Below are 24,525 nucleotides of genomic sequence, written 5' to 3' on the forward strand. Positions count from 1 at the left end.
GTCCACCCCATCATCCCGAGCGCGGCGAGGGATCTATGGGCCTTCCTGGATCCCTCGCTGCGCTCGGGATGACACGTTGGATGAAAGCCCCACCGCCTCCAGCGCCGCCTTCTGGCGCGCCGCCAGTGCCTCGACGTCGAACGCGCCGATCATGTCCTGGAACAGCTGGTACCAATTGATCTCGGCACGCAGGTGAATGAACACCGAGCCCAGCCCGATCGCGGCGCGGTCCATGAACACGAACTCGCGCGGCACCGTCACGCCGCCCAGGCGGCGTACCTCGGAGAACACCGTGTTGGCGGTCTCGCGGCCATACTGGCCGGCGGAGCCCTCGGCGATGCGCCGGGGACGGTCGTCCATCAGCGGGCCATAGAGGAACGCCGCCCAGCGATTGAGCGCGCGGATGATGTCGCGCGAGACGTCCTTGAAGCCCCACAGCCTGTACGCCTCGACGGCCAGTTCCTCGTCGTCGGCAAGCAGTGCGCGGTAGAGGTCGATCGAGCCCTTGACGAAGTCCGGCGGGAAGACGCGCACGCAGCCGAAATCCATCAGATTGACGTCGCCGTTGTCGCGCACCGAGTAGTTGCCGAGATGCGGATCGCCGTGGATCACGCCGTGGAAATAGAATGGCTTGTACCAGGCGTGGAACATGTTGAGTGCCAGCCGGTCGCGCTCCTCCTGCGGCCGCTCCTTCCACAAAAGCAGCGGCGCACCCTCGAGCCACCGCATGGTCAGCAGCCGGCCGGTCGACAGCTCCTCGACGATATCGGGCACGTGCACGGTGGGTTCGTCGCGGAGCATATGGGCGTAGAGCCTGGCGTGCAGCGCCTCGCGCCTGTAGTCGAGCTCCTCGCGCAGGCGCTCGGCGATCTCCTTGAAGACCTCCTCGGTGCGCAGCGCGATGTCCATGCGCCGGCCGATGGCGAAGATGATCTTGAGCTGGTTGAGGTCGGCCTCCAGCGTCGAGGCCATGTCGGGATACTGCAGCTTGCAGGCCACCGGCGAGCCGTCGGGCAGCGTTGCACGATGCACCTGGCCGAGCGACGCCGCCGCCGCCGCCTCCTTCTCGAAGCTGCCGAAGCGTGCCTGCCAGCTTGGCCCCAGCTCGCTCGCCATGCGCCGTCGCACGAAGGACCAGCCCATCGCCGGCGCGTTGGCCTGCAGTTGCGAGAGTTCGCGCGAGTATTCGGCCGGCAGCGCGTCGGGAATGGTCGAGATGAGCTGTGCCGCCTTCATCAGCGGACCCTTCAGCCCGCCCAGCGCCGCCTTCAGGTCGGCCGCATTGCGCTCGCGGTCGACCGAGAGACCGAGATAGCGCTGGCCCGCCAGCTTGGCCGCCACGCCGCCGACCGAGGTGCCGACGCGGGCATAGCGCCCCACGCGGCCGAGCAGCGAATTGTCCTCGTCGGAATCGGCCATCGAACTCCTGCGGGGGGCGCATCTGCCGGCCGCCTGCAAACGTACATGTTAGGATGATGCGACAGCGTCAAGGGCGGCGCGACGCCGCGTCGAGAGGGAGAGACGCCATGATCACCGACCCCAGGCAGACCGCGGCCGTCTTCGGCCGCCTGTTCAACGCCGGCGACGCGGCCGGCCTGCTGGCGCTCTACGAGGACGACGCGCTGTTCGTGACGCCCGATGGCCAGGAGGTGCGCGGCATCGCCGGCATCAAGCCGGTGATCGAGGGCTTCCTCGCCATGAAGGCGACGATGATGATCGAGCTGCGCAGCTGTCACGTGCAGGGCGACCTCGCCTCGATCAGCAATTCCTGGACGCTGACCGGCGGCGGCGCGCCGCCGGGCTTCGCCGGCAAGACCATCGAGGTGCTGCGCCGACAGGCCGACGGCACCTGGCGCTACATCATCGACCTGCCGGCTGGCGCGAGCTGAGACAGGGCGTGCGAGGCGTGATCTACTGCCCTCCGGGTGCCGCAAGAACCGGGGGAACATCGGATGAAGGTCGGCGTATTGCAGTTCTTCAGCTGGCCCGGGCGGCACGGGCCGCTGGAGGAAGTGTATAGCCGCGCGCTCGAGCGCATCGAGATCATGGACCGCACCGGCTTCGACGCGGTGTGGCTCGCCGAGCATCATTTCACCACCTTCAGCGTCTGCCCCTCGGTGCACATGCTGGGAGTCGCCGCGGCGTCGCGCACCAAACGGCTGAAGATCGGCACCGCGGTGTCGCTGGCGGCGCTCTACCATCCGCTGCGCCTGGCCGAGGAGGTGGCGCTGCTCGACGTGCTGTCGGGCGGCCGCGTCTGCTGGGGCGCCGGCCGCGGCTTCGCGCCCACCGAGTTCCAGGCCTTCGGCGTGCCGCCGGTGGAGAGCGCCGACCGTTTCCGCGAGGCCGTGGAAATCGTGCTCAAGGCTTGGACGCAGGAACGGCTGAATCACGAGAGCGCGCATTTCCGCTTCGACGATGTCGAAGTGCTGCCCAAGCCGCTGCAGAAGCCGCACCCGCCGGTGTGGCTCGCGGCAAGCTCGGAGAGCGCGGTCGACTGGGCGGCGAGCCAGGGCTTCTCGATCATGATGGACCCGCACAGCACCTTCGCCGATATCGGTGGCAAGCGGCGACGCTACGCCGAGGGTCTCGCCGCCGCCGGCCACTGTGACGCCGGCCGCGACATCCCGATGGCGCGGCTGATGGCGCTGGCGCCGACGATGGCCGAGGCCGAGGAGGTGGCGCGGCGCGGCGCGCAATGGCTGGTCGACGCCTATGCCGGGCCACAGCACCAGAAATCGCTGCAGAAGGCCAGGGACTACCGCGGCAAGGAGCCGGCGCAGTACTACGTCGATGACGTGATCATCCACGGCACCCCGGAGTCGGTGCGCGAGCGCATCGCCGAGCTCAAGGAGACGATGAACCTCAACTACCTGATGTGCGCCCCACTCAGCCGCGAGACGTTCCGGCTGCTGGCCGAGGAGGTCGTGCCGAAGCTGTAGAGCTGGGACCGCCGGCGGTCCCAGAAGATCAGCTGAACGTCGCGAAGGTCTCCTCGATCGCCTTCAGCTGGTTGCCGGCCGCCGAGGACGGCACGATGATCGGCGTGTGCACGCCCGCTTCGCGCCAGGCAGCGACGCCCTCGCGCACCCTGGCCGCCGGTCCGAACAGCGTGTTGTCGGCGAGCCACCTGTCGGTGAGGAATTTCGGCACGTCGTCGCGGCGGCCTTCGGTGATCGCCTTTTCGATGCCGTCCATCTCCTCGACGTAGCCGGCCTCCTTCCAGTAGTTCCGGTAGTTCGGCAGGAAGGCGTAGTTGGTGAGCGTGCGCCGGTTCACCGCCTTGGCGGCCTCGACATCGTCGCTGACGCAGGTCGGGATCATGTTGCCGATAAAGAAGGCGGGATCGTTGCGCCTGGCCGCCGGCAGCGCCGCCAGCGACTGGCCCATGTGCGAGCGTGAGGCGTTGGCGAAGACCACGCCTTCGGCCAGCTCGCCCGACAGCGCCACCATCTTCCTGCGCAGCGCCGCGACGATGATCGGCGGCAGCGGGCCGAAGGCGGTCTCGGCGCGGAACTTCTCGATGAAGGCGCGCGTGTCGGCCAGCGGCTTGCCCGGTGTCACGCCCATGCGCACGTAGGACGGCCCGTGCGCGATGCCGATGCCCAGGCGGAAGCGGCCGCCGGAGACCTCGTGCATCATCGCCGCGCTCTGCGCGAAGTCGACGATGGTGCGCTGATAGATCGGCGCGATCGAGGTGCCGAAGATGATCGAGCTAGTGTTCCACGACATCGCCTCGCACAGCGACATGTTGCCGGTCGGGCTGGGTACGTAGATGCCGGCGAAGCCGCGCTTCTCCGCTTCCTGGCAGAGCTCGACGGTACGCCGGCGCCGCCCCGGCATGGCGATCAGGCAGATGGCGGGACGTTGCTCGGGCATGGCGGCGTTTCCTTTGTCTGTCATCCCGAGCGTAGCGAGGGATCCAGGTCGGCACTAGGCGCTGTTTACAAACCGCAACAAGCGGCGGATGAGTGCCAAGTGTAGCGTGTCGAGGAAGGATCGGGCGAGCTTGTCGTAGCGGGTGGCGACGGCGCGGTTGATCTTGAGATGGCCGAAGCTGCGCTCGATGCGATTGCGCTGTTTGTAGTCGCGCTTGTTCCAGCGGATGTTGCCAGTCCGGTTCGAGCGCGGCGGTATGACGGCACGGATGTCGCGGCGCTTGAGGTCATCGCGGATGGCATTGGTGTCGTAGCCCTTGTCGGCGAGCAGTGCCTCGGGCGCTCGCTCAGGCAACTCGATCAGGACCTCGTACGCCTTGCAGTCGGCCGCTTCGCCGGGCGTGAGGTGGAAGCCGAGCGGGATGCCGCCAGCGTCACAGATACAGTGAACCTTACTGGTGAACCCGCCCCGCGACTGGCCAAAAGCCTGTTCGCGAGTCCCCCTTTTGCGCCGGCGGCCGACACATGCCCCCGAACCGTCGTGCTGTCGATGCTGTGATGGCGGTTATCGGCCATCGCCTGGGCCAGCGTGGTGGCGATCGCCTCCCACACGCCGGTCTGGCTCCAGCGTCGGAAGCGCTGGTAGACCTTCATCCACTTGCCGTACTTCTCCGGCACGTCGCGCCACGGCGTGCCAGTGCGGATGCGCCACAGGATGCCGTTGATCGTTCCGCGCAAATCCTCGGGCGGTCGGCCGGTTCGCCGCTTTGGCAGCGTCGCCTGCAAGATCCGCCACTCACCTTCGCTCAGATCGCCACGGCTCACGCTTCCCTCCTTCAGAGGGAATCCTTGAATCAATCCGCGATTCAGCCGTCAATAGCTTTGTAAACAGCGCCTAGATCTCTCGCGTTGCTCGGGATGACAGATGCGCCTTAGGTCGCCGCTTCGATCTCGTCGATGAAGCCGCTGATGATATCCAGCCCGCGGCTCCAGAAGGCCGGATCCGAGGCATCAAGCCCGAACGGCGCCAGCAGCTCCTTGTGCCGTAACGTGCCGCCGGCGCCCAGCATGGCGAGGTACTTGGACTGGAAGTCCTGAACCGCGCCCGACTGGAACACCGCGTAAAGCGAGTTCACCAGGCAGTCGCCGAAAGCGTAGGCGTAGACGTAGAACGGCGTGTGGATGAAGTGCGGGATGTAGGCCCAGTAGTGCGCGTACTCGGGGTGGAAGCGCAATGCCGGCCCGAGGCTCTCGCTCTGCACCGCGAACCAGATCTCGCCCATGCGCTCGGCGGTGACCTCACCCTTGCGCCGCTCGTTGTGCAGGCGCAGCTCGAAGTCGTAGAACGCGATCTGGCGCACCACGGTGTTCAGCATGTCCTCGACCTTGCCCGCCAGCATGGCGCGCCGTGTCCTGGCATCGGGCGCGCCCTTGAGCAGCGAGCGGAAGGTCAGCATCTCGCCGAACACCGAGGCGGTCTCGGCCAAGGTCAGCGGCGTGTCGGCCTGCAGGTAGCCCTGCGGGCCGGCCAGCACCTGGTGCACGCCATGGCCGAGTTCGTGCGCCAAGGTCATCACGTCGCGCACCTTTCCCTGGTAGTTCAGCAGCAGATAGGGGTGCGCCGACGGCACGGTGGGGTGCGCGAAGGCGCCCGGCGACTTGCCCGGCCGCGTCGGCACGTCGATCCAGCGGTTGTCGAAGAAGCGCTTGCCCACCGCCGCGAGCTGTGGCGAGAAGGCCTGGTAGGCGTCCATGACGATGCGCGTGGCGTCGGTCCATGGAACGACACGGTCGTCGGCGTCGGGCAGCGGCGCGTTGCGGTCCCAGTAGTCGAGCTGGTCCACGCCGAACCATCTGGCCTTGAGCTTGTAGTAGCGGTGCGACAGGCGCGGATAGGCGCTCTTCACCGCGGAAACCAGCGCGTCGACGACCTCGTCCTCGACGGCGTTGTAGAGGTTGCGCTGCGAGGGTGGGCGGGGATAGCGCCGCCACTTGTCGTCGATCTCCTTGTCCTTGGCCAGCGTGTTGGTGATCAGCGCGAAGACGCCGATGTTCTCGCCCATCACCGAGCCGAACGAGCGCGCGGCGCGCTCGCGCACCTTGCCGTCGCGGTCGGAAAGCTTGTGCAGGATCTGCGCCGAGGTCAGCCGTTCGTCGTCGAAGGGAAAGCGCAGCCGCGCCATCGTCTCGTCGAACAGCCGGCTCCAGGCGCCCTTGCCGCTGGGATACTTCTCGTGCAGCAGCTTCTCCAGGTCGTCGGATAGCTGATGCGGACGGAAGGCGCGCGCGTCGCGCAGCCACGGCGCATAGGCACGCAGCGCGGCGGACTCCGCCTTCCTGGCGTCGAGAACCGCGTCCTCCAGCCGGTTGATCTCCAGGGAGAAGAACAGCAGGTCGGCGGTGATGTCGGTGACGCGCTCCTGGATGTTCTGCTGGAACTGGCCGATCTTCGGATCGCTCATGTTGCCGGCGTAGAGCAGCGAGGCGTAGGAGGCCATGCGCGCCAGCTTCTCCTGCAGCGCCTCGTAGCCCTTGATCGCGGCAGCGAAAGCGTCGCCCGACAGCTCGCCGAGCTTGCCCTGGTAGCGGGCCGCGAACGCCTTGGCGTCCGACGCCGCCTGCTGCAGGTCGGCCTCGAGCACCGGCGCGTCCATCGCCGGATAGAGGTCCGACAGATCCCAGGTCGGCAGGTCGCCGAGCTGCGCGGCGGCGGCGCCGTCGGGCGCGAAGGTCTTGGTCATCGGGGGAACTCCGGCAGGACTGTCAGCGCCAACATATGGCAAGCGACGGCAGCTACGCCAAGTCACAGCTTGTGGTAGGCGCGGAACCAGTCGATGAAGCGCGGGATGCCCTGCTCGATGGCGAATTGCGGCCGCCAGTCGAGCTCGCGCTGCGTCGCCGCCACGTCGGCGTAGGTCTCCGGCACGTCGCCCGGCACGGCAGGCTTCAGCTCGATGGTCGCCTTCCTGCCGATCGCCTGCTCGAGCAGCGCGATGAAGCGCATCAGCTCCTCGCTGCTGGAGGCGCCGAGATTGTAGAGCCGGTTGACCGGCGCCGGCGGCGGCCTGTCGTAGGCCGCGAGAACGCCGGCGACGATGTCGTCGATATAGCTGAAATCGCGCCTTATCCTGCCGTGGCTGAACACCTCGATCGGCTTTCCGGCGAAGATCGCGCGCGCGAAGATGTAGGGCGACATGTCGGGCCGCCCCCACGGGCCATAGACCGTGAAGAAGCGCAGACCGGTCATCCGCAGCCCGTAGAGATGGACGTAGGACTGGCTCAGCAATTCGTCGGCGCGCTTGGTGGCGGCATAGAGCGAAACCGGCGTCTCGACCGGATCGCCAACGGAAAACGGCAGCTTGGTGTTGCCGCCATAGACCGAGGACGACGAGGCGTAGACGAAATGCCCTGGCTTCGGCAGGCGGCGGGCCAGCTCCAGCATCACGGTCTGGCCCATGACGTTGCTGCGGATATAGGCGTAGGGATCGACCAGCGAGTAGCGCACGCCGGCCTGGGCAGCGAGGTGGATGATGCCGGAGACGTCGGGATACGCGGCGAGCACGTCTTCGACGAGCTGCGGCTCGGCGATGTCGGCCTTGCGGAAGGTGAAGCCGTTGCGGCCCTCGAGCTCGGCCAGCCGCGCCTGCTTGAGGCTGACCTCGTAATAGGCATTGAGGTTGTCGATGCCCAGCACCCGATCGCCGCGCGCCAAGAGCGCCCGGGCGACATGAAAGCCGATGAAGCCGCCGGCGCCGGTCACCAGAATCGTCATGGCGGCGATGATAGCCCGAATCTTTTCTTTCCTGATGGCCGCGATCGCCGCAAGCTGATGTCGTGTCGGCGCCCCCTGCCGGCGATTTCGGTCTTTGTTCCCTGGTGCAGTGCACTGCGCATTGAATCTGGCCGAACGAAAGGTTAGCTGTGCTGACCTAAGCCGGGTTCTGGAGGCACGGAATGCCCATCGCCGCGGTTAGCCTCGACGACAAATACGCCCTCGAACGGGGCCGGGTCTTCCTCACCGGCACGCAGGCGCTGGTGCGCCTGCCGATGATGCAGCGCCAGCGCGACGTTGCCGCGGGCTTGAACACTGCCGGGTACATCTCCGGCTATCGCGGCTCGCCGCTGGGCGGGCTCGACCAGGCGCTGTGGCAGGCCAGGAAGTTCGTCGAGCGGAACCACATCCAGTTCGACCCCGGCACCAACGAGGACCTCGCCGCCACGGCGATCTGGGGCACGCAGCAGATCCATCTGGTGCCCGACCCGAAATACGACGGCGTCTTCGCCATGTGGTACGGCAAGGGCCCGGGCGTCGATCGCAGCGGCGACGTCTTCAAGCACGCCAACATCAACGGCACGTCGAAGCACGGCGGCGTGCTGGCGCTGGCCGGCGACGACCATATGGCCAAGTCGTCGACCATCGCGCACCAGAGCGAGTTCGCCTTCGTCGACGCCATGATGCCGGTGATCAATCCGGCCGGCGTGCAGGACTTCCTCGACCTGGGCCTGCACGGCTGGGCGATGTCGCGCTACAGCGGCTGCTGGGTGGGCTTCAAGGTGATCGGCGAGACCGCCGACACCTCGGCCTCGGTCCATGTCGATCCGCAGCGCGTCGACATTGTCATGCCCGGCGACTTCGAAATGCCCCCGGGTGGGCTGAACCTGCGCTTCCCCGACGATTTCCTCGAGCAGGAGCGTCGTCTGCATCTGTTCAAGCTGCCGGCGGCGCACGCCTATTGGCGCGCCAACAGGCTCGATCGCGTCATGGTCGGTGCGCCCGATGCCAAACTCGGCATCGTCACCACGGGCAAGGCCTATCTCGACGTGCGCCAGGCGCTCGACGAGCTGGGCATCGACGAGAGCGAGGCGCGAAGACTCGGGCTTGCGATCTACAAGGTCGGCCTGACCTGGCCGATCGAGCCGCAGAACCTCATGCGCTTCGCCGAGGGCAAGCGCGAGCTGCTGGTCGTCGAGGAAAAGCGCTCGCTGATGGAGCAGCAGATCAAGGACCTGCTGTTCAACCTGCCGGCCGCCCAGCGCCCGCGCGTCGTCGGCAAGACCGACGAGAGCGGCGCGCCGCTGATGCCGACCTGCGGCGAGATCGTGCCGCTGCACCTCGCGCAGGTGATCGCCGACCGCCTCGGCATCGAGGCGCGCGGCGAACGCCTGAGCCAGAAGCTCGAGGCGCTGGCCCGCCGCCGCGGCGCGCCGGCGCGCAACACGCCGGCGATGTCGCGCGTGCCCTATTTCTGCTCGGGCTGCCCGCACAACACCTCGACCAAGGTGCCCGAGGGCTCGATCGCCATGGCCGGCATCGGCTGCCACTACATGGCGCTGTGGATGGACCGCCAGACCACCGGCTTCACCCAGATGGGCGGCGAAGGCGCCTCGTGGGTCGGCCTGTCGAAGTTCACCAGCACGCCGCATATCTTCCAGAACATCGGCGACGGCACCTACTTCCACTCCGGCTATCTCGCGATCCGCCACGCCGTCGCGACCAGGACCAACATCACCTACAAGATCCTCTACAACGACGCCGTCGCCATGACCGGCGGCCAGCGCCACGACGGCGATCTCTCGCCGTGGAAGATCAGCCGCCAGGTCCATTCGGAAGGTGTCGGCCGTATCGCGCTGGTCACCGACGATCCGGACAAGTATCCGCCGGGCCTCGACTGGGCGCCGATCACCACATTCCATCCGCGCGCCGATCTCGACGCCGTGCAGCAGGAGCTCAGGCAGTGGCCGGGCGTCTCGGCGCTGATCTACGACCAGACCTGCGCCGCCGAGAAGCGCCGCCGGCGCAAGCGCGGCACCTTCCCCGATCCGCAGAAGCGCGTGTTCATCAACGAGGCGGTATGCGAGGGCTGCGGCGACTGCTCGGCGAAGTCGAACTGCGTTTCCGTCGTGCCGATCGAGACAGAGTTCGGCCGCAAGCGCGCCATCGACCAGTCGAGCTGCAACAAGGATTTCTCCTGCCTCAACGGCTTCTGCCCAAGCTTCGTGACCATCGAGGGCGGCCGCCTGCGCAAGGGCAAGGGCTCGGAGGCGAAGCCGACGGCCGGTGACTGGCCCGGGCTGCCGCAGCCGAACCTGCCGGAGATCGGCGAGCGGCCCTTCAGCATGCTGGTGACCGGCATCGGCGGCACCGGCGTCGTCACCATCGGCGCGCTGCTGGGCATGGCCGCGCACCTGGAGGGCAAGGGCTGCGCCGTGCTCGACATGGCGGGCCTGGCGCAGAAGGGCGGTGCGGTGATCAGCCATGTGCGCATCGCCGGGAGGCCCGAGGACATCCACGCCGTGCGCATCGCCGCCGGCGGCGCCGACCTGTTGCTGGGCTGCGACGTCGTCGTCGCCGCCGCGCAGGACGCGCTGAGCAAGGTCGAGAAAGGCGTGACCCACGCCGTCATCAACACGCACGAGACCATCACCGGCGACTTCACCCGCAACCCCAACATGGAGTTCCCGGGCAGGCTGCTGCGGATGTCGATCGAGGCGGCGGCCGGTGCCGAGGCATGCTCCTTCGTCGACGCCAATCGCATCGCCACGGCGCTGATGGGTGATTCGATCGCATCGAACCTCTTCATGCTGGGCTACGCCTGGCAGAAGGGCCTGGTGCCGATGTCGGCGGAGGCGATCGAGCGCGCCATCGAGCTCAACGGGGCGGCGATCGAGATGAACAAGCAGGCCTTCCTGTGGGGCCGCCGCGCCGCGCACGACCTCGCCGCGGTCGAGAAGCTGATCGCACCGCCGGCGTCCATCGCGCGCCTGCGGCAGACCTCGACCAGTCTGGCCGAGATCGTCGAGGCCCGGGTGAAGCTGCTGAGCGCCTACCAGGACGCCGCCTACGCCCAACGCTACAGCGCCATGATCGACAAGGTGCGGGCCGCGGAGGCTTCGCGTGCGCCCGGCATGAGCGGCCTGCCGGAGGCCGTGGCGCGCAACTACGCCCGGCTGCTGGCCTACAAGGACGAATACGAGGTCGCGCGCATGCACGCCGACCCGGCCTTCGCCCGCGCCATCGCCCAGCAGTTCGAGGGCGACTACCGGATCAAGTTCCACCTCGCGCCGCCGATGATCGCCGACCGCGACGACAAGACCGGCCATCTGATCAAGCAGCAGTTCGGCTCGTGGATGATGTCGGCGTTCCGCGTGCTCAGGCACCTGAAGTTCCTGCGCGGCACGAAGCTCGATGTCTTCGGCTGGACGGCCGAGCGGCGCATGGAGCGCCAGCTGATCGCCGACTACGAGGCGACGCTGGAGGAGATCCTCAACAAGCTGTCGCCCGCCAATCACGCCACGGCGCTGCGCCTGGCCAATCTGCCGGACGAGATCCGCGGCTACGGCCACATCAAGGAGGCCAACGTCGCCAAGGCGCGCAAGGCCTGGGACACGCTGCTCGCCGCCTTCCGCAACCCCGCCTCGCTTCGCCAGGCAGCGGAATGAGCTTGGCAGCCACCTTCCCCCGCCATGCGGGGGAAGGTAAGGGTGTCTGGGTTGCCGGTGTCGACGGCTGTCGTGGCGGCTGGATCGCCGCACGGCTGAATCTCAAGAGCGGCGAGTGGTGCTTCCAGTACGTGGCGTCCCTCGCGGACATCGCCGACAGCCCGCCGCAGCCGAAGGTCATCGCCATCGACATGCCGATGGGCTTCCTCGAGCAGGCCGAGCCCGGCGGCCGGGCCTGCGAGCGCGAAGCGCGGCGGCTGTTGAAGGGCAAGAGCAGCTCCGTATTCGCCGTGCCGGTGCGCGCCGTGCTCGACTCGCCCACCTACATCCACGCGCTGGCCGCCAACCGTGCCAGCTCCGATCACGGCCTGGGCCTGAGCAAGCAGGCCTGGCATCTCGTGCCCAAGATGTGCGAACTCGACGCGCTGCTGGGGAGTCGTTCGTCCTTGCACGAACGCGTTTTCGAAGCGCATCCGGAGCTCGCTTTCGCGCGCCTCAACAAAGGCGCACCCGTCCTCGCCTCGAAGAAAACCGAGGAAGGACGGCATAGCCGGCTTGCGCTGCTGGCCGCCGCCGGCTTCAAGCGCGTCGATGCGCGCTGGGCGGAATACCGCGCCACATGGAAGCTGCGGCGTACCGAAATCGCCGACGACGATGCCTATGATGCGCTGGCGGTATGCGTCACCGCGCGGCACATCGCCGAGCGCAACGACATCGTCCTGCCCTCGAAGCCTGACCGCGATTCCCGCGGCATCGAGATGGCGGTGCGCTACTGACGCTCGCGCATCACGGTCGTCAGATCATCCCCAGCGCCTGCTTGTAGACGTCGAGGATCGCCTCCTCCTCGTCGCGGTCGGCGGCGTCCATCTTCCGCAGGCTGACGACCTTGCGCATGACCTTGACGTCGAAGCCGCCGCCCTTGGCCTCGCTGTAGACGTCGCGGATATCGCCGCCGATCGCCTTGCGTTCCTCCTCCAGCTTCTCGATGCGCTCGATGAAGCTCTTCAGGCGCTCGGCGGAGATGTTGCCGGGCTTGGTCTTGATGGGACGGCTGCCGTCGGGCATGGCGCTCCTCGTCTGGGCTGCGGTTCGATGACAGCGACCGTACGGAGCCCCGCCCCACGCTTCAACGAAACGCGGCCTGCGAATGACGGGGATAACGGGGGTAAGAGCCCGCGATCAGTGCTTGTGCTTTTCGAAGCCCTTCTGCTGGTCCGCGGAGGCTTCCTTCTGGTACTTCGCCTTCCACTCCTCGTAGGGCATGCCGTAGACCACCTCGCGCGCCCTGGGGTCGGGCATGTCGATGCCGCGCGACGTCGCCTCCTCGCGGTACCAGCGCGACAGGCAGTTGCGGCAGAAGCCGGCGAGGTTCATCAGGTCGATGTTCTGCACGTCGGTGCGGCCCTTGAGATGCTCGACCAGCCGGCGGAATGCCGCCGCCTCGAGCTCGGTCCTGGTCTTGTCGTCCATGATGGCAACTCCCGTCCGGTTGCGCCGTTCGCCCTGGAGATAGTATAGCGCGCCCGCGAATGCGATAGAGGGCCCATGCCGGCGAAGAAGAACCCGTTGAACCTCAACAATCTGCAGCTCAAGACGCTCACCCTGCTGCAGGAGCTGGCCCGCCATCCCGAGATCACGCGCAAGGACGAGGCGTCCGGCCAGGTCACCATCGACGAATTGCCGCGCCCCCACGGCAACCATTTCCATATCGGCCCGCGCGTGGTGATGAGCGCCAACGCCACCGGCCTGCACAACCCCTCGGTCTATCTCGCGCTGGCCCGCAAGGGGCTGGTGGCGCCGGCCGGTGGCATCGAAACCCCGACTCTCACGCCGGAGGGGCTGGGCTACGACACCGGCCTGCGCGACGTCATTCTGCTGGGCTCCGATCACTGATCGCGACCGGGATCGACGCCATCTCGAAGCGAGCGCCATAGACCCGTTCGAGCGTGTCGGGCGCCAATGCCGACCCGGGCGGGCCGTCGCCCACGACGCGCCCGTTCGCCAGCACCACGACGCGGTCGGCATAGCGCGATACCAGAGCGAGGTCGTGCAGCACCACGACGACGATCGCACCCCGCCCCGCCTCCTCGCGCAGCGCGTCCATCGCCGCGAGCTGCTGTGCCGGATCGAGGCTGGCCACCGGCTCGTCGGCCAGCAGCACCTCGGCCTCGGTCGCCAGGATCCGTGCCAGGGCCAGCCGCGCCCGCTCGCCCGAGGACAGCATGTCGATGCGCCGGTCGGCGAATGAAGCGGTGTCGGTGCGTGCCATTGCCTTGGTGATCGCCGCCGCGTCGGCAGCGCGCGGCGTTTCCAGGCCCGCGCCGTGAGGCAGACGACCGAGCGCGACCATGTCGCGGCCGCTGAGTGGCCAGTGCGCGGCGGTGGCCTGCGGCAGATGGGCGATACGCCGGGCGCGCTCGCGGGGCGCCATGCTCTCCAGCATCGTGCCTGTCAGGCTCACCGCGCCACTGTCAGGCCGCTCGATACCAGCCAGCATGCGCAGCAGGGTCGACTTGCCCGCGCCGTTGGGACCGATGACGACGCAGAGCCGGCCCGGCTCGAGCGTCAGCTCGATCCCCTGGAGGATCATGTGCGCGCCCAGCTGATGACCGAGCGCGGCGGCAATCAGAGCCATGGCGTCTGTCCACTGCGGCGCGCGCGCCATGCGAGCTGCCAGAGCACCGGCGCGCCGAACAACGCCGTCATCACGCCGAGCGGCAATTCGCGGCCGGTGGGCAGCAGGCGCAGGGCGATGTCGGCGACCAGTACCAGCGCCGCGCCGGCCAGCGCCGAAGGCACCAGGCTGGCACCCGGCCTGTAGCGCACCAATGGCCGCACGGCGTGCGGCGCCATCAGGCCGACGAAGCCGACCACGCCCGACACCGCCACGGCACCGCCAACCGCCAGCGCCGCGCCCGCGATCACCAGCCAGGCCATGCGGCGCGGATCGACGCCCAGGCCGCGCGCCGTCTCCTCGCCCAGCGCCAGCGCGTCGAGCCCGCGGCGCGACAGCATCAGCGGCAGGCAACCGAGCACGACGCAGGGCAGCGCCAATGCGACGTGGTCGAGGCCGCGATCGGCGATCGAGCCCATCAGCCAGGTGCCGATCTCGTAGTAGGCATAGGGGTTGGGCGACAGGCCCAGCACCAGGGCCGTCGCGGCGCCGGCCAGCGCGTTGAGCGCCGCGCCGATCAGGATCAGCGTCGCAACCGTGGCGTCGCGGCCGGCGATCGCCAGCAGCAGGACGGCTCCCGCCGCGGCGCCGACGATCCCGGCGAGCGGCAGGGCCAGAGGCGTGGCGCCGGCATAGCCGCCATAGAAGGTCAGCACCGCACCGAGCGCCGCCGTCGCCGAGATGCCGGTGATGCCCGGCTCGGCCAGCGGGTTGCGCAGCAGGCCCTGCATCGCCGCGCCGGCAAGGCCCAGCGCGCCGCCGATGATGACACCGAGCACGGCGCGCGGCAGGCGCAGCTCGATCAGGATCAGCGCCATCGGCGAATCGCGACCGGCCAGCGCGTCGGCGATCGCGGCGAGCGGCGCGAAGCCCGTCGGGCCGACGGCGATCGAGACCGCGAACAGCACAAGGACGAAGGCGCCCAGGCCGGCGATGACGCCCCTCATCGCCAGGCCTCCTTCTCCCCGCGAAGGCGGGGAGAAGGTGCCCGAAGGGCGGATGAGGGGCTTCGCGGAGTCTCAACAACGACGACATCGGTTGTTGTGCGAGGAAGCCCCTCATCCGCCTCGCTAGCGCTCGGCACCTTCTCCCCGCCTTCGCGTGGAGAAGGAATCAACGCCAAATCCAAGAGCCCCGCCCTCATCGCTTCAGCGTCTCGCGCGCGGCGGTCAGGCGTCGCAGCGCCTCCAGGTTTTGCGGCCCGCCGCAGAGCCACAGGCTGTGCGGCATCACCAGGGTGCGCGCGCCGGCGAAGGCGCGGCGCGCGGCGCGATGGGTCATCATCTGCTCGGCGAGCGACGGGCGGTCGCTGGTCTTCCCGTCGAGGATCAGCAAGTCGGGCGCAGCCAGGACCAGCTCTTCCATCGCGATCGGGACGAAGAGCGACAGGCCCCGCTCGGCCGCAAGGTTGCGCCAGCCGGCGATACGCAGCAGGCCGTCGGCGTTGGTGCCGCGGCCCAGCGTCATGCCGTTTGCCTGGTAGATCGCGGCCACCGGGCTGGTCGGTCCGACGCTCCTTGTCAGCCGGGCGATGCTCTCGCGTAGCGAGGCGGCGAGGTCGCGCGCGGCCTCCGGCCGGCCCAGCGCCTCGCCGATCCTGGCGATGTGATCGAGCGTGGCCTCGACATTGCCCGCCTCGGACAGTTCCAGGGTCGGCACGCCGGCCAGCCGCAGCGTCTTGCGCAGCGACGGCGTGATCAAATCGTCGATGATCAGCAGATCCGGCCGCAGCGCGAGGATCTCCTCCGCGCGCTTGCGCACCGGCGGCAGGGCCCGCGCCTCGCGCCAGCGCGGCGAGATGCGCGGGTCGTGCGAGAGGTCGCTGACGCCGACGAGTTGGCCGGGCGCGGCCATCGCCAGGACAAGCTGGTCGAGGCAGAGGTTGAGCGAAACGACTCGCTTCGGTAGGTCGGCCCCCTGCGCGCACGTCGCCGCGCCGAGCAGGCACGCAGCGACGAGGCAGCTGATCAGACGCGAGATGCGGACCGACGTGACCGGCTCCCGGGGCAATGTCGGATGGGATTGAATCACACTGTCATCCCGGGCGCAGCGAGGGATCCTCGCGCCGACGAAAGATCCCTCGCGGTGCTCGGGATGACATGAAGGCCCGGCGCGTCCCGCCTCAGTACCGCACGCGCGCGCCAGCATAGGCGCTGAGCCGCGGCGTGCGGAAGCCCAGCGGCTCCTCGTAGTAGGTGTCGGTGACGTTCTCGACGCGGCCGAAGACCTGCAGCCAGCGGGTCACGTCGTAGCTCGTGGTCAGGCGCACGACGGTGTAGCTCGCCATCTCCACGGTCTGCGACGGGAAGGTGCTGAAATCGGTCTCGTAGCGGCCGCGGCGATAGGCCAGGCCCGCGCCCACCCACCAGCCCGCCAGCGGCTGCCAGTTGGCGTGCAGGTTGATCTGGTGCCGGGGACGGTTCAGCAGCGGCGCGCCGGTCAGCAGGTTGTGGGCGTTGGTGAATGTGTAGTCGGCATGGAAGTTGAGAGTCTCCGACGGCCGCACGTCGAGCGACAGCTCGACGCCGGTGACGCGCGCCTGGGCGACGTTGCTGAGCGTGCTGCAGAAGGCGCCGCAGCTGGTGAGCTGGATGAGGTCGCTGACCTCGTTGTGGAAGACCGTGGCGCCGAGGGCCAGCTTGCCGCCGAACAGCTTCTGGTCGATGCCGACCTCGAAGCCGGTGCTGCGCTCGGGTCGCAGATTGCGGTTCGCGAAGAAGCCGAAGGCGGCGAAGTCGACGTAGAGCTGGTCGAGGCTGGGCGCCTTGAACGCCGTGCCGACCGAGCCGCGGATCTTGGTGTCCGATTCGCGCACCAGGTAGGACGCGCCCAGCCGCCAGGTCACGGCAGTGCCGAAAGCGTCGTGGTTCTCGATACGCGTGCCGGCAGTGAAGGACAGATCCTCGACCGGCGTGAAGCGCGCGTTGATGAAGGCGCCGCGCGTCCAGGCCGCGGCGCCGACGCTCGAGGTGCGCAGACCGGTGGCGTCGAAGCTCTCCGACAGGATCGAGTCGCGGCGCGCCTCGATGCCGACGACGACGTTGACCATCTCGAGCGGCGTCAGGCTGGTGGTGGCCTCGAGCTGCACGCGCCGGCCGCGGTTGCGGTTGTCGGGCGCGAAGGCGAAGTTGAACGGATCGACCTCATCGACGTCGCGCCGATTCGTCTCCAGGAACGACCAGGCGAGCGTCGTCTTCGATCGGCCGTCCCACAGCTCGATATCGGCCTGCACACGCGTCGAGAGGCTGTTGGTGGTCTCGTAGAGATTGGGATCCTCGGCGAGGAAGGCGTCGTAGTGGGTGCGCGTGCGGCCGTAGCGGCCGAACCATTGCAGCTTCAGCCAATCGGCGACGTCGAAGCCCAGCCGGCCGTTGAGCGAGAGGTTGCGATAGCCGTCGTGGTCGGGCGGCGCGCCGTTGGTCGAGCGGCCATCGGCCACGGCGCTGAAGCCGTCGCTGGTCGCCGCCGAGACGCCGAAGGCGAAGCTCAGCGGCCCGTACGAGCCGCTGGCCAGGCCGTCGGCGTTGACCGTGCCGTACGAGCCGGCCTCGACCGACAGCGAGGCCGTCGGCCTGCCCGAGCCCTGGCGGGTGATGATATTGACGACGCCGCCCAGCGCGTCGCTGCCGTAGAGCGTGCTCATCGGCCCACGCACGATCTCGATGCGCTCGACGCCTTCGAGCCGCAGATGCGCCAGGTTCGGCGAGCCGTTGACGCTGCTGGGATCGCCGACGCGCACGCCGTCGATCAGCACGACGCTGTGATTGGCGTTCATGCCACGCATGAAGAGCTGCGTCGTCTTGCCCGGTCCGCCGGAGTTTGTCGTGCTGAGGCCGGGTGACTGGCCCAGCACGTCGTTGAGCGTGCGCCATTGCCTGCGCTCGATCTCGTCGCGCCGCACCACCGTGACGCTGGCGTTGACCAGGTTGAACGGCACCGGCGCGCGGTCGGCGCCGACGATCATGTCGGGCAGGGTCACCACCGGTTCGGGGTCGGGGGCCGGCGGCTGCTGCTGGGCCTGCGCGATGGAAAGGCCCAGGCCGGCGGCCAGGGCGATGGGATACAGGACAGAACGAGCGGGCGTCATGGTGACGGTCCTCCGAGCCGATAGACACGCGTGGGCGCGTCACCGCTCGGTGAACCGCTCCGTCGGATATTCCCGTCCGTCGGAAGGATGACGCTGTCGGCGGCAGGTCTTCTGGCTCACGGGTCTCAGCATCGTTCCCGCCTTCCCGGTCACCCAACAGGGATCACCAGTGGCATGTTGGAAACGCGCTCGCCGCTCACAGCTGCGGGCACAGCCGCCGATTGGGCCGGTTGCCCGGCCGCACGGCGTTCCCTTTTCACCTCCCTTTCGGGAGGACCGTCGATGGCAAAGCGATAGAGGGCGGCTCGAAGATCGTCAAGCCGCGCCGCGCTGCCCACAGGCCTTCAGCCCGTGGCTGGCGCCCAGCAGCTCGCGAACCGCCTGGCGGCCCTCGGCGCGGAACACATCCTGCGACCACTCGACCTCCGCCAGCAGCGCGCGTCGCAGCTCGCCATCGGCGGCCAGCTGCACCGCCTGGCGGTCGGCGGCGATCGACGTCGGCGCGAAGGCCGCGATGTCGCGCGCGAGCTTCTCCGCCATGGCGCGGGTCCCGGTGTTGGCGACCTTTCGCGTCGCCAGGCCGATCGCCATGGCGCGGTCGCAGCCGATCGCGCTGCCCGTCAGCATGATGTCCATGGCGTGCGCCGCGCCGACGATGCCAGGCAGCCGCGCCGCCGTCCCGTCGCCGGTGACGCCGAGACGGCGGCCGAAGACGCCGAACACGGCGGTCGAGTCGACGACGCGGATGTCGCAGAGCAGCGCCAGGCCGAAGCCCTCGGCCGACGCGTACCCTTCGATGGCGCCGATCAACGGCTTGGACAGACGCTTGTGCAGCGGTCCGCCCTCGCCGGCCCACGGCAGGTACGGCTCGGAGTCGGGCAGCGCGTCGAGTTGCGCGCCACCGCAGAAATTGCCGCCGCCGCCGGTGATCACGATCGCGCGGATGCCCTCGTCGCGATCGGCGTCGGCCAGGGCCTGCGCCAGCGCGCGCGCGCCGTCGGGCGTCAGGGCGTTGCGGGTTTCGGGCGAATTGAGAATGATCGTCGTCACGGGCGCGCGCCGGGTCGAGAGGATCAGCCCGCCGGCGTAGGACGATGGAGCGATGAGCACGGACATGTTCGGCCCTCCCTCTGTCAGCGGCGGGCCGCGGCGGCCGCGATCGGCGTCGGCTCCAGATAGGCGCCCGACTCGTCCCGGAGCACGACCCGCTTGATCACGCGGGCACGGCAGGCCGAGACGAACTCCCGCATCGACACCTGGTAGCTGGCCGGCACCTCGTGCTTGCTCGCCAGCATCATGCCGAGGTAGGGCGTGGCGGCACGGTCGGTCAGTCGATCGCCGATTCGCTCGCCGGCGTGATCCCAGGCGGCCGTGCACCGCCGCGACGCCATCCATTCGTTGACGGCGACCGCCGACACGGCGATGACCCCGAGGAAGACGCCGGCGGACACGAGACGAGGCGTGAGACGCAGTTGAATTCCCATGATGACGCACGCTTTCCTGGCGCGAGGACAAGCGCCATCGTTCGCCTTCGGCATCTTGGCCACAGGCTGGGCGAGTCCTCTTGGACGTTGAGGAGCGGTACGGATCGGTCGGAGGTCGCTGAAGCGCAGACCAGATTCAAACCGCACGCGAGGGTGAAGGGCTGACGGCCGCTAGGGCCCGGCAGATCCGAGCGAGCAATGCATTGTGTTCCCCATCAATTCGACCGGTCTGAAATGCCGGCCCAAATTTCATTCGAAATTATTGACCATACTGAATGAAGACATTGTTCCGCGATCAGCGCGAGGCGTCAAACGCGAGGTCAAGTGCTTGCTTTTGCTGGGGAAATTCACGTTCGATTGATGAGTCGTCACATGAAGTCGCGGAAGAATCTCACGCTGACTTAATGAGTTAGCTACAGCGCCTCGACCGGGCCTTCAGGCTGCTTCCGCGACTTCAAGTGACGCTTGAACCGCGCGACGGACGGCCGGCGCGATCAGCTCGGCCCAGTGCATGGCGCCGGCGCGATGGCCGATCAGGTCCTGGCGGATCTCGATCGAGCAATGCGGCAGGCCGCGCGGCTCGGCATGGGCCTGCAGCGTGTACTCGACCGGATCGCGCGCGGAGTACGGCTCGTTGTCGCCGACGAAGATGCCGGGGATCTCACGCAAGGCTGCCAGCAGCGGCCTGGCGAGGCGCGGATCGGTGCGCCACAGCACGCCCACCTGCCAGGGTCGCTGGATGCCGCGCATGATCGGCGTGAAGCTGTGCACCACGAACAGCGCCGGCCTCACGCCGCGCGCGGCGAAGCGATCGAGCGCATCGTCCAAGGCGTTGTGGTAGGGCCAGAAGCAGGCATTGGCGCGCGCCATGATGGCCGCCTCGTCGAGCGCGCGGTTGGCCGGCACCGCCGTGCCGTCGCTGACCTCCGGCGTCGAGCCGGCGCCGCCGGGCCAGCGGTTGCAGTCGATCACCAGCCGTGAATAGGTCGAGGCGACGAACGGCGCGTCGAGCAGTTCCGACAGGCGCCGCCCGACATCGAGCCCGCCCGGATCCCAGCCGATATGACGTGACAGCTCGGTGCGCAGCAGGCCGAGATTGTCGAGCGCGCGCGGCACCGTGTTGCCGGCGTGATCGCACGCCAGCAACAGTGGGAAATTGCCTTCGGGATTGTACGCGCTGAACGCGGGCGGCTCGTCGGCCGCCAGAAGAGACGACATGGCGCGCACTCTATGACACCATCGCCGCCCGACCAATCGCAGGCTTGCCGCACCCGCCCCTCATGGATCGCGATACCGCCTTCAGACAGCTGCGCACGATGTTCGACGCGGCGATCGCCGCCGCCTCGCCGCAGGTGTGCCTCGCTCCATACCTGGGCGACCTGAAGCCGCCGAAGGGCCGCACCCTGGTGATCGGCGCCGGCAAGGCCGCCGCTTCCATGGCCAGGGCGGTCGAGGACAACTGGCGCGGACCGCTTGCCGGCCTGGTCGTGACGCGCGACGGCTACGAGATGCCGACCGACCGCATCGAATGCGTCGTCGCCAAACACCCGGTGCCCGACGAGCGCGGCCGCGCCGCCGCAGGCCGCATGCTCGAGATGGTGCGCGGGCTGAGCGCCGAGGATCTGGTGATCGCGCTGATCTCCGGCGGCGGCTCGGCGTTGCTGAGTGCGCCGGCACCGGGCCTGAGCCTGGCCGACAAGCAGGCGGTGAACCGCGCGCTGCTCGCCAGCGGCGCGCCGATCGGCGAGATGAACGTGGTGCGCAAGCATCTCTCGGCAATCAAGGGCGGCCGGCTGGCGCTGGCGGCGCGGCCGGCGCGCATCGTGACCTATCTGATCTCCGACGTGCCGGGCGACGATCCGGGCGTGATCGCCTCGGGCCCGACGGTGGCCGACGCCTCGACCTTCGCCGACGCCCAGGCCGTGCTGGCGAAGTATCGCATCGATCCGCCCGTCGCGGTGCGGACGCATCTCGAAGCCGGCGCCGCGGGCCGCATCGAGGAGACGCCGAAGCCCGGCGATGCGCGCCTCTCGCACGCGAGCATCGTGATGACCGTCACGCCGATGCGCGCGCTGGAAGCCGCCGCCGGCGTGGCGCGGCGCGAGGGTTATGAGCCGCTGATCCTCGGCGACGCGATCGAAGGCCTCGCCCGCGACGTGGCACGCGAGCACGCCCAACGGATCCGCGCGCTGGCCGGCAAGGGCCGGCGCGTGGCGCTGATCTCCGGCGGCGAGACCGGCGTCGAGGTGCGCGGCAAGGGCCGCGGCGGGCGCAATGTCGAGTACCTGCTGGCGCTCGCGCTGGCGCTCGATGGTCAGCCGGGCGTGTGGTCGCTGGCCGGCGACACCGACGGCGTCGACGGCATCGAGGACATCGCCGGCGCACGCATCTCGCCCGATACGCTGGCGCGGGCGCAGGCCGCCGGCCTCGATGCGCGCGCGCGCCTCGAGGACAACGACGGCCACGGCTTCTTCGAGGCGCTGGGCGATTCGATCATCACCGGGCCGACGCGCACCAACGTCAACGATTGCCGGATCAGCCTGATCGAGGCGTGACGGCTACGGCTTTTGCGCCCCCGACACCGCCTTCATGATCCGGAACATGTCGTTGCTCCAGGTGGGGCCGGTCTCGTACCAGCAGACAAACACCGTGTCCGACTTGTTGAGCTCGGCGAGCGGCTTGGTGGTGAGCTTCCCGGCCCAGGGATCCATGACGTTCAGGTTCGGATCCTTGCCTGCAGCGTCGACCGTGCCGTAGACGACGAGGCAATGGCCGAGAAAGGTGCCGAGGCCAGGACCACCGAGATGGAACAGCCACAGATAGCCCTTCATCATCAGGCGCTGCTGGATCGAGGCGAGCGTGATCGCCTTGGTCTGCGGCTTGTGCAGGTCGACCATCATCTGGAAATCGAACATCAGCTGGATCAGCGCCTTGCCGACCATCAACCCGTCCTTGGCGCCGACGAAATCCTTGTATGACGTTATCAGATCGGCCTGCATCTTGGTCATCGCCGCCTGAGGCGTCTGCGGCTTGCGCGCATCGATCCACGATTCCAGCGACGCCGCCCAGCAATGGAACTTGGTGGTGTCCTGCTGCACCAGCTTGGGCGGTGGACTTTTCAGATAGGTTGCCACGGCGGCTTTCTCCTGGGTCAGCAGCCGTGACGTTTAACATAAAATGATCGCTTGCTCACTATCGTTGTGACACAGTGCAGCCGTCAGGCCGCCATTTTGGCGGGCAAACCTCGCGATGGGCGCCACCTCCATCGCCGGGCGCCAGGGGAGACTCCTATGCGAGCTGTCATTGCCGCCGCCGCCGTCGCGTGCGCGCTGGCCGGCCCGTCCTGGGCCGCCGAAATCGAAGCCGCCTCGAAGGTCGACACCGTCACCGTCTATCCCGACGGCGCCAGCGTCACGCGGCTGGCCATCGTCGAGCTGCCGACCGGCGCCTCGACCATCGTGCTCAAGGGCCTGCCGGCGACCATCGACCCAGCCTCGCTGCGCGTCGCCGGCAAGGCCTCGGGCCCGCTGTCGATCGGCGCCGTCGAGACGCGTGCCGCGCCGGGCAATCCGCGGCCGGTGATCGACGCGGCGCTGGAGGCGAAGATCAAGGCGCTGCGCGAGAAGCGCGACATCTCCGCCGCGCGCATGGAAGCCAGCGAGCGCACGCGCGCGATGATCCGCCGCTATTCCGAGGCCAGCCCGGAGAAGCTCTCGCCCGACGGCAAGGCGATGGACGCGGCCAACTGGCCGGCCGCCTGGACCGCGATCAACGAGCAGCTGATCAAGGTCAACGAGGACATTCGCGTGCTCGCAGCCCAGCTGCGCGAGATCGACGGCGAGATCGCCGCGCTCGAGCGCGCGCGGCCGCAGCCGCCGCGCCCCGGCGCACCGGTGGTCGATGTCACCATCGCGCTGGAAGCGGGTGCGGCGAGCAAGGCCGAGCTCGCCGTCACCTACCGCGTCGCCGGCGCCAGCTGGCGGCCGCTCTATGACGCGCGGCTCGACACCGGCGGCAAGGGCAAGAAGGCCTCGCTCGAGCTGGTGCGCCGCGCCGCCGTGACCCAGCGCACCGGCGAGCCGTGGAACGACGTCACGCTGATCGTCTCGACCGTGCGCGTGGCGCGCGGCGCGGGTGCGCCGGAGCTGATGACATCGCGCGTCCTGTTGCGCCCGCCGCCGCAGGAGTACGTCCGCCGCGACCGTTCGGCGCCGGCCTCGGGCGCGCCGGCACCGGCACCGCCGCCGGTGCTGGCCGAGCCCAAGCCAGTCGACAAGGCCGACATCGTCGAGACCGCACGCGAGCAACAGGCGCAAATCCAGAGCGGCGCCTTCCAGGCCTCGTTCGGCGTGCCCGGCCGCGTCTCGATCCCGGAGGACGGCGCGGCCAAGACCTTCCGCATCTCGGGCGCCACCGTGGCACCGCAGCTGCAGATCAAGACCGTGCCGGTGCTGAACCCGACCGCCTATCTCCAGGCCTCGTTCACCAACGAGGAGGAGGCGCCGCTGCTGCCCGGTCCGGTGAACATCCACCGCGACGGCACCTTCGTCGGGCAGTCGTCGCTGCCGCTGGTGGCCCAGGGCGACAAGGTCGAGCTCAGCTTCGGCGCCGACGACCAGGTCAAGGTCACGCGCGTGCCGGTGGCGCGCCGCCAGGCAGAGCCCGGCTTCCTCGGCTCCAGCCGCACCGACACCGCGGAGTTCAAGACGGTCGTGAAGAACCTGCACGACTTCCCGATCAGGATCACCGTGATCGACCGCATCCCGGTGAGCGAGGTCAACACCATCACCGTCGAGATGCTCGACACCACGACCAAGCCGACCGAGCAAACCGTCGAGGATCGCCGCGGCGTGATGGGCTGGACCTACGAGTACGCCGCCGGCGAGCAGAAGGAGATCCGCCTCGCCTACCGCGTGAAGTGGCCGTCGGATCGCGAGGTCATCTACGGCAACGTGCGATAGG

Annotated in this window: 21 protein-coding genes, 1 pseudogene and 1 riboswitch; of the genes and pseudogenes, 7 read left to right on the forward strand and 15 right to left on the reverse strand. The window is 68.7% G+C overall.

Features of this window, described 5'->3' with window-relative positions; translation table 11 throughout:
- Positions 1 to 33 precede the first annotated feature (33 nt).
- Positions 34 to 1,419, reverse strand: coding sequence for an AarF/ABC1/UbiB kinase family protein (locus KF889_30470; GenBank protein ID MBX3503790.1), 1,386 nt, complete (start codon positions 1,417 to 1,419; stop codon positions 34 to 36).
- A 107-nt stretch (positions 1,420 to 1,526) separates the two neighbouring features.
- Between KF889_30470 and KF889_30475 the strand changes: the two genes are divergently transcribed.
- On the forward strand, positions 1,527 to 1,889 hold the full coding sequence (locus KF889_30475) for a nuclear transport factor 2 family protein (protein ID MBX3503791.1): 363 nt from the start codon (positions 1,527 to 1,529) through the stop codon (positions 1,887 to 1,889).
- 63 nt (positions 1,890 to 1,952) lie between these two features.
- Complete coding sequence (locus KF889_30480) at positions 1,953 to 2,942, forward strand: LLM class flavin-dependent oxidoreductase (protein MBX3503792.1); 990 nt, start codon at positions 1,953 to 1,955, stop codon at positions 2,940 to 2,942.
- A gap of 28 nt (positions 2,943 to 2,970) precedes the next feature.
- Here the strand turns inward: KF889_30480 and KF889_30485 are convergent, their stop codons facing one another.
- The 4 genes and pseudogenes from KF889_30485 to KF889_30500 form a co-directional block, all read right to left on the reverse strand.
- Positions 2,971 to 3,879, reverse strand: coding sequence for an LLM class flavin-dependent oxidoreductase (locus tag KF889_30485; protein ID MBX3503793.1), 909 nt, complete (start codon positions 3,877 to 3,879; stop codon positions 2,971 to 2,973).
- Between the two features lie 54 nt (positions 3,880 to 3,933).
- Positions 3,934 to 4,703 (reverse strand): annotated as a pseudogene (locus KF889_30490) (IS5 family transposase).
- 107 nt (positions 4,704 to 4,810) lie between these two features.
- Positions 4,811 to 6,619, reverse strand: coding sequence for a M3 family oligoendopeptidase (locus KF889_30495; protein ID MBX3503794.1), 1,809 nt, complete (start codon positions 6,617 to 6,619; stop codon positions 4,811 to 4,813).
- A gap of 62 nt (positions 6,620 to 6,681) precedes the next feature.
- Positions 6,682 to 7,650: an NAD-dependent epimerase/dehydratase family protein gene (locus KF889_30500; GenBank protein ID MBX3503795.1), complete on the reverse strand. Its 969-nt coding sequence runs from the start codon at positions 7,648 to 7,650 to the stop codon at positions 6,682 to 6,684.
- A 182-nt stretch (positions 7,651 to 7,832) separates the two neighbouring features.
- Between KF889_30500 and KF889_30505 the strand changes: the two genes are divergently transcribed.
- Both KF889_30505 and KF889_30510 read left to right on the forward strand, forming a co-directional pair.
- On the forward strand, positions 7,833 to 11,318 hold the full coding sequence (locus KF889_30505; GenBank protein ID MBX3503796.1) for an indolepyruvate ferredoxin oxidoreductase family protein: 3,486 nt from the start codon (positions 7,833 to 7,835) through the stop codon (positions 11,316 to 11,318).
- Between the two features lie 2 nt (positions 11,319 to 11,320).
- Complete coding sequence (locus KF889_30510) at positions 11,321 to 12,094, forward strand: DUF429 domain-containing protein (protein MBX3503797.1); 774 nt, start codon at positions 11,321 to 11,323, stop codon at positions 12,092 to 12,094.
- A 19-nt stretch (positions 12,095 to 12,113) separates the two neighbouring features.
- Here KF889_30510 and KF889_30515 read toward each other — a convergent pair whose 3' ends face one another.
- On the reverse strand, positions 12,114 to 12,383 hold the full coding sequence (locus KF889_30515) for a DUF2312 domain-containing protein (protein MBX3503798.1): 270 nt from the start codon (positions 12,381 to 12,383) through the stop codon (positions 12,114 to 12,116).
- Positions 12,384 to 12,497: 114 nt separating this feature from the next.
- A complete protein-coding gene (locus KF889_30520) occupies positions 12,498 to 12,788 on the reverse strand; it encodes a DUF1244 domain-containing protein (protein MBX3503799.1) in 291 nt (96 codons plus the stop codon).
- 75 nt (positions 12,789 to 12,863) lie between these two features.
- On the opposite strand from KF889_30520, the gene KF889_30525 reads away from it, so the two are divergent.
- Positions 12,864 to 13,211: a hypothetical protein gene (locus KF889_30525; protein MBX3503800.1), complete on the forward strand. Its 348-nt coding sequence runs from the start codon at positions 12,864 to 12,866 to the stop codon at positions 13,209 to 13,211.
- Here KF889_30525 and KF889_30530 read toward each other — a convergent pair.
- From KF889_30530 to KF889_30560, 7 genes are all read right to left on the reverse strand, one after another.
- Positions 13,186 to 13,953: an ABC transporter ATP-binding protein gene (locus KF889_30530; protein MBX3503801.1), complete on the reverse strand. Its 768-nt coding sequence runs from the start codon at positions 13,951 to 13,953 to the stop codon at positions 13,186 to 13,188. The two genes, KF889_30525 and KF889_30530, sit on opposite strands and share 26 nt — an antisense overlap.
- The gene (locus KF889_30535; protein ID MBX3503802.1) at positions 13,944 to 14,939 is read right to left on the reverse strand and encodes an iron ABC transporter permease; all 996 of its coding nucleotides are present in this window, start codon (positions 14,937 to 14,939) and stop codon (positions 13,944 to 13,946) included. Before KF889_30535 ends, KF889_30530 begins: the two co-directional genes overlap by 10 nt.
- 193 nt (positions 14,940 to 15,132) lie before the next feature.
- Complete coding sequence (locus KF889_30540) at positions 15,133 to 16,023, reverse strand: ABC transporter substrate-binding protein (protein ID MBX3503803.1); 891 nt, start codon at positions 16,021 to 16,023, stop codon at positions 15,133 to 15,135.
- A 91-nt stretch (positions 16,024 to 16,114) separates the two neighbouring features.
- Positions 16,115 to 18,079: a TonB-dependent receptor gene (locus KF889_30545; GenBank protein MBX3503804.1), complete on the reverse strand. Its 1,965-nt coding sequence runs from the start codon at positions 18,077 to 18,079 to the stop codon at positions 16,115 to 16,117.
- A gap of 83 nt (positions 18,080 to 18,162) precedes the next feature.
- Positions 18,163 to 18,375: riboswitch (cobalamin riboswitch) on the reverse strand.
- A 19-nt stretch (positions 18,376 to 18,394) separates the two neighbouring features.
- The gene (locus tag KF889_30550) at positions 18,395 to 19,195 is read right to left on the reverse strand and encodes an enoyl-CoA hydratase/isomerase family protein (protein ID MBX3503805.1); all 801 of its coding nucleotides are present in this window, start codon (positions 19,193 to 19,195) and stop codon (positions 18,395 to 18,397) included.
- Between the two features lie 17 nt (positions 19,196 to 19,212).
- Positions 19,213 to 19,563 (reverse strand): hypothetical protein, encoded by a 351-nt coding sequence (locus KF889_30555; protein ID MBX3503806.1) that lies wholly within the window; start codon positions 19,561 to 19,563, stop codon positions 19,213 to 19,215.
- Positions 19,564 to 19,998: 435 nt separating this feature from the next.
- Positions 19,999 to 20,781 carry an N-formylglutamate amidohydrolase gene (locus KF889_30560; protein ID MBX3503807.1) on the reverse strand — a complete coding sequence of 261 codons (783 nt, stop codon included), beginning with the start codon at positions 20,779 to 20,781 and terminating at the stop codon, positions 19,999 to 20,001.
- A 62-nt stretch (positions 20,782 to 20,843) separates the two neighbouring features.
- On the opposite strand from KF889_30560, the gene KF889_30565 reads away from it, so the two are divergent.
- The gene (locus KF889_30565) at positions 20,844 to 22,118 is read left to right on the forward strand and encodes a glycerate kinase (GenBank protein MBX3503808.1); all 1,275 of its coding nucleotides are present in this window, start codon (positions 20,844 to 20,846) and stop codon (positions 22,116 to 22,118) included.
- A 3-nt stretch (positions 22,119 to 22,121) separates the two neighbouring features.
- Here the strand turns inward: KF889_30565 and KF889_30570 are convergent, their stop codons facing one another.
- Positions 22,122 to 22,697, reverse strand: a complete 576-nt coding sequence (locus KF889_30570; GenBank protein ID MBX3503809.1) for a hypothetical protein — start codon at positions 22,695 to 22,697, stop codon at positions 22,122 to 22,124.
- Positions 22,698 to 22,853: 156 nt separating this feature from the next.
- Here KF889_30570 and KF889_30575 point away from each other — a divergent pair, with 156 nt between their 5' ends.
- Positions 22,854 to 24,524: a mucoidy inhibitor MuiA family protein gene (locus KF889_30575; GenBank protein MBX3503810.1), complete on the forward strand. Its 1,671-nt coding sequence runs from the start codon at positions 22,854 to 22,856 to the stop codon at positions 24,522 to 24,524.
- Position 24,525 lies beyond the last annotated feature (1 nt).

This window comes from Alphaproteobacteria bacterium, assembly GCA_019635875.1.
Taxonomy (GTDB): domain Bacteria; phylum Pseudomonadota; class Alphaproteobacteria; order Reyranellales; family Reyranellaceae; genus JAFAZJ01.

Bases quoted from the DNA above. Each gene is read 5' to 3' on its own strand.
- KF889_30470 (MBX3503790.1), bottom strand. From the start codon at position 1,419: ATGGCCGATTCCGACGAGGACAATTCGCTGCTCGGCCGCGTGGGGCGC.
- KF889_30475 (MBX3503791.1), top strand. From the start codon at position 1,527: ATGATCACCGACCCCAGGCAGACCGCGGCCGTCTTCGGCCGCCTGTTC.
- KF889_30480 (MBX3503792.1), top strand. From the start codon at position 1,953: ATGAAGGTCGGCGTATTGCAGTTCTTCAGCTGGCCCGGGCGGCACGGG.
- KF889_30485 (MBX3503793.1), bottom strand. From the start codon at position 3,879: ATGCCCGAGCAACGTCCCGCCATCTGCCTGATCGCCATGCCGGGGCGG.
- KF889_30495 (MBX3503794.1), bottom strand. From the start codon at position 6,619: ATGACCAAGACCTTCGCGCCCGACGGCGCCGCCGCCGCGCAGCTCGGC.
- KF889_30500 (MBX3503795.1), bottom strand. From the start codon at position 7,650: ATGACGATTCTGGTGACCGGCGCCGGCGGCTTCATCGGCTTTCATGTC.
- KF889_30505 (MBX3503796.1), top strand. From the start codon at position 7,833: ATGCCCATCGCCGCGGTTAGCCTCGACGACAAATACGCCCTCGAACGG.
- KF889_30515 (MBX3503798.1), bottom strand. From the start codon at position 12,383: ATGCCCGACGGCAGCCGTCCCATCAAGACCAAGCCCGGCAACATCTCC.
- KF889_30520 (MBX3503799.1), bottom strand. From the start codon at position 12,788: ATGGACGACAAGACCAGGACCGAGCTCGAGGCGGCGGCATTCCGCCGG.
- KF889_30525 (MBX3503800.1), top strand. From the start codon at position 12,864: ATGCCGGCGAAGAAGAACCCGTTGAACCTCAACAATCTGCAGCTCAAG.
- KF889_30530 (MBX3503801.1), bottom strand. From the start codon at position 13,953: ATGGCTCTGATTGCCGCCGCGCTCGGTCATCAGCTGGGCGCGCACATG.
- KF889_30535 (MBX3503802.1), bottom strand. From the start codon at position 14,939: ATGAGGGGCGTCATCGCCGGCCTGGGCGCCTTCGTCCTTGTGCTGTTC.
- KF889_30545 (MBX3503804.1), bottom strand. From the start codon at position 18,079: ATGACGCCCGCTCGTTCTGTCCTGTATCCCATCGCCCTGGCCGCCGGC.
- KF889_30550 (MBX3503805.1), bottom strand. From the start codon at position 19,195: ATGTCCGTGCTCATCGCTCCATCGTCCTACGCCGGCGGGCTGATCCTC.
- KF889_30555 (MBX3503806.1), bottom strand. From the start codon at position 19,563: ATGGGAATTCAACTGCGTCTCACGCCTCGTCTCGTGTCCGCCGGCGTC.
- KF889_30560 (MBX3503807.1), bottom strand. From the start codon at position 20,781: ATGTCGTCTCTTCTGGCGGCCGACGAGCCGCCCGCGTTCAGCGCGTAC.
- KF889_30565 (MBX3503808.1), top strand. From the start codon at position 20,844: ATGGATCGCGATACCGCCTTCAGACAGCTGCGCACGATGTTCGACGCG.
- KF889_30575 (MBX3503810.1), top strand. From the start codon at position 22,854: ATGCGAGCTGTCATTGCCGCCGCCGCCGTCGCGTGCGCGCTGGCCGGC.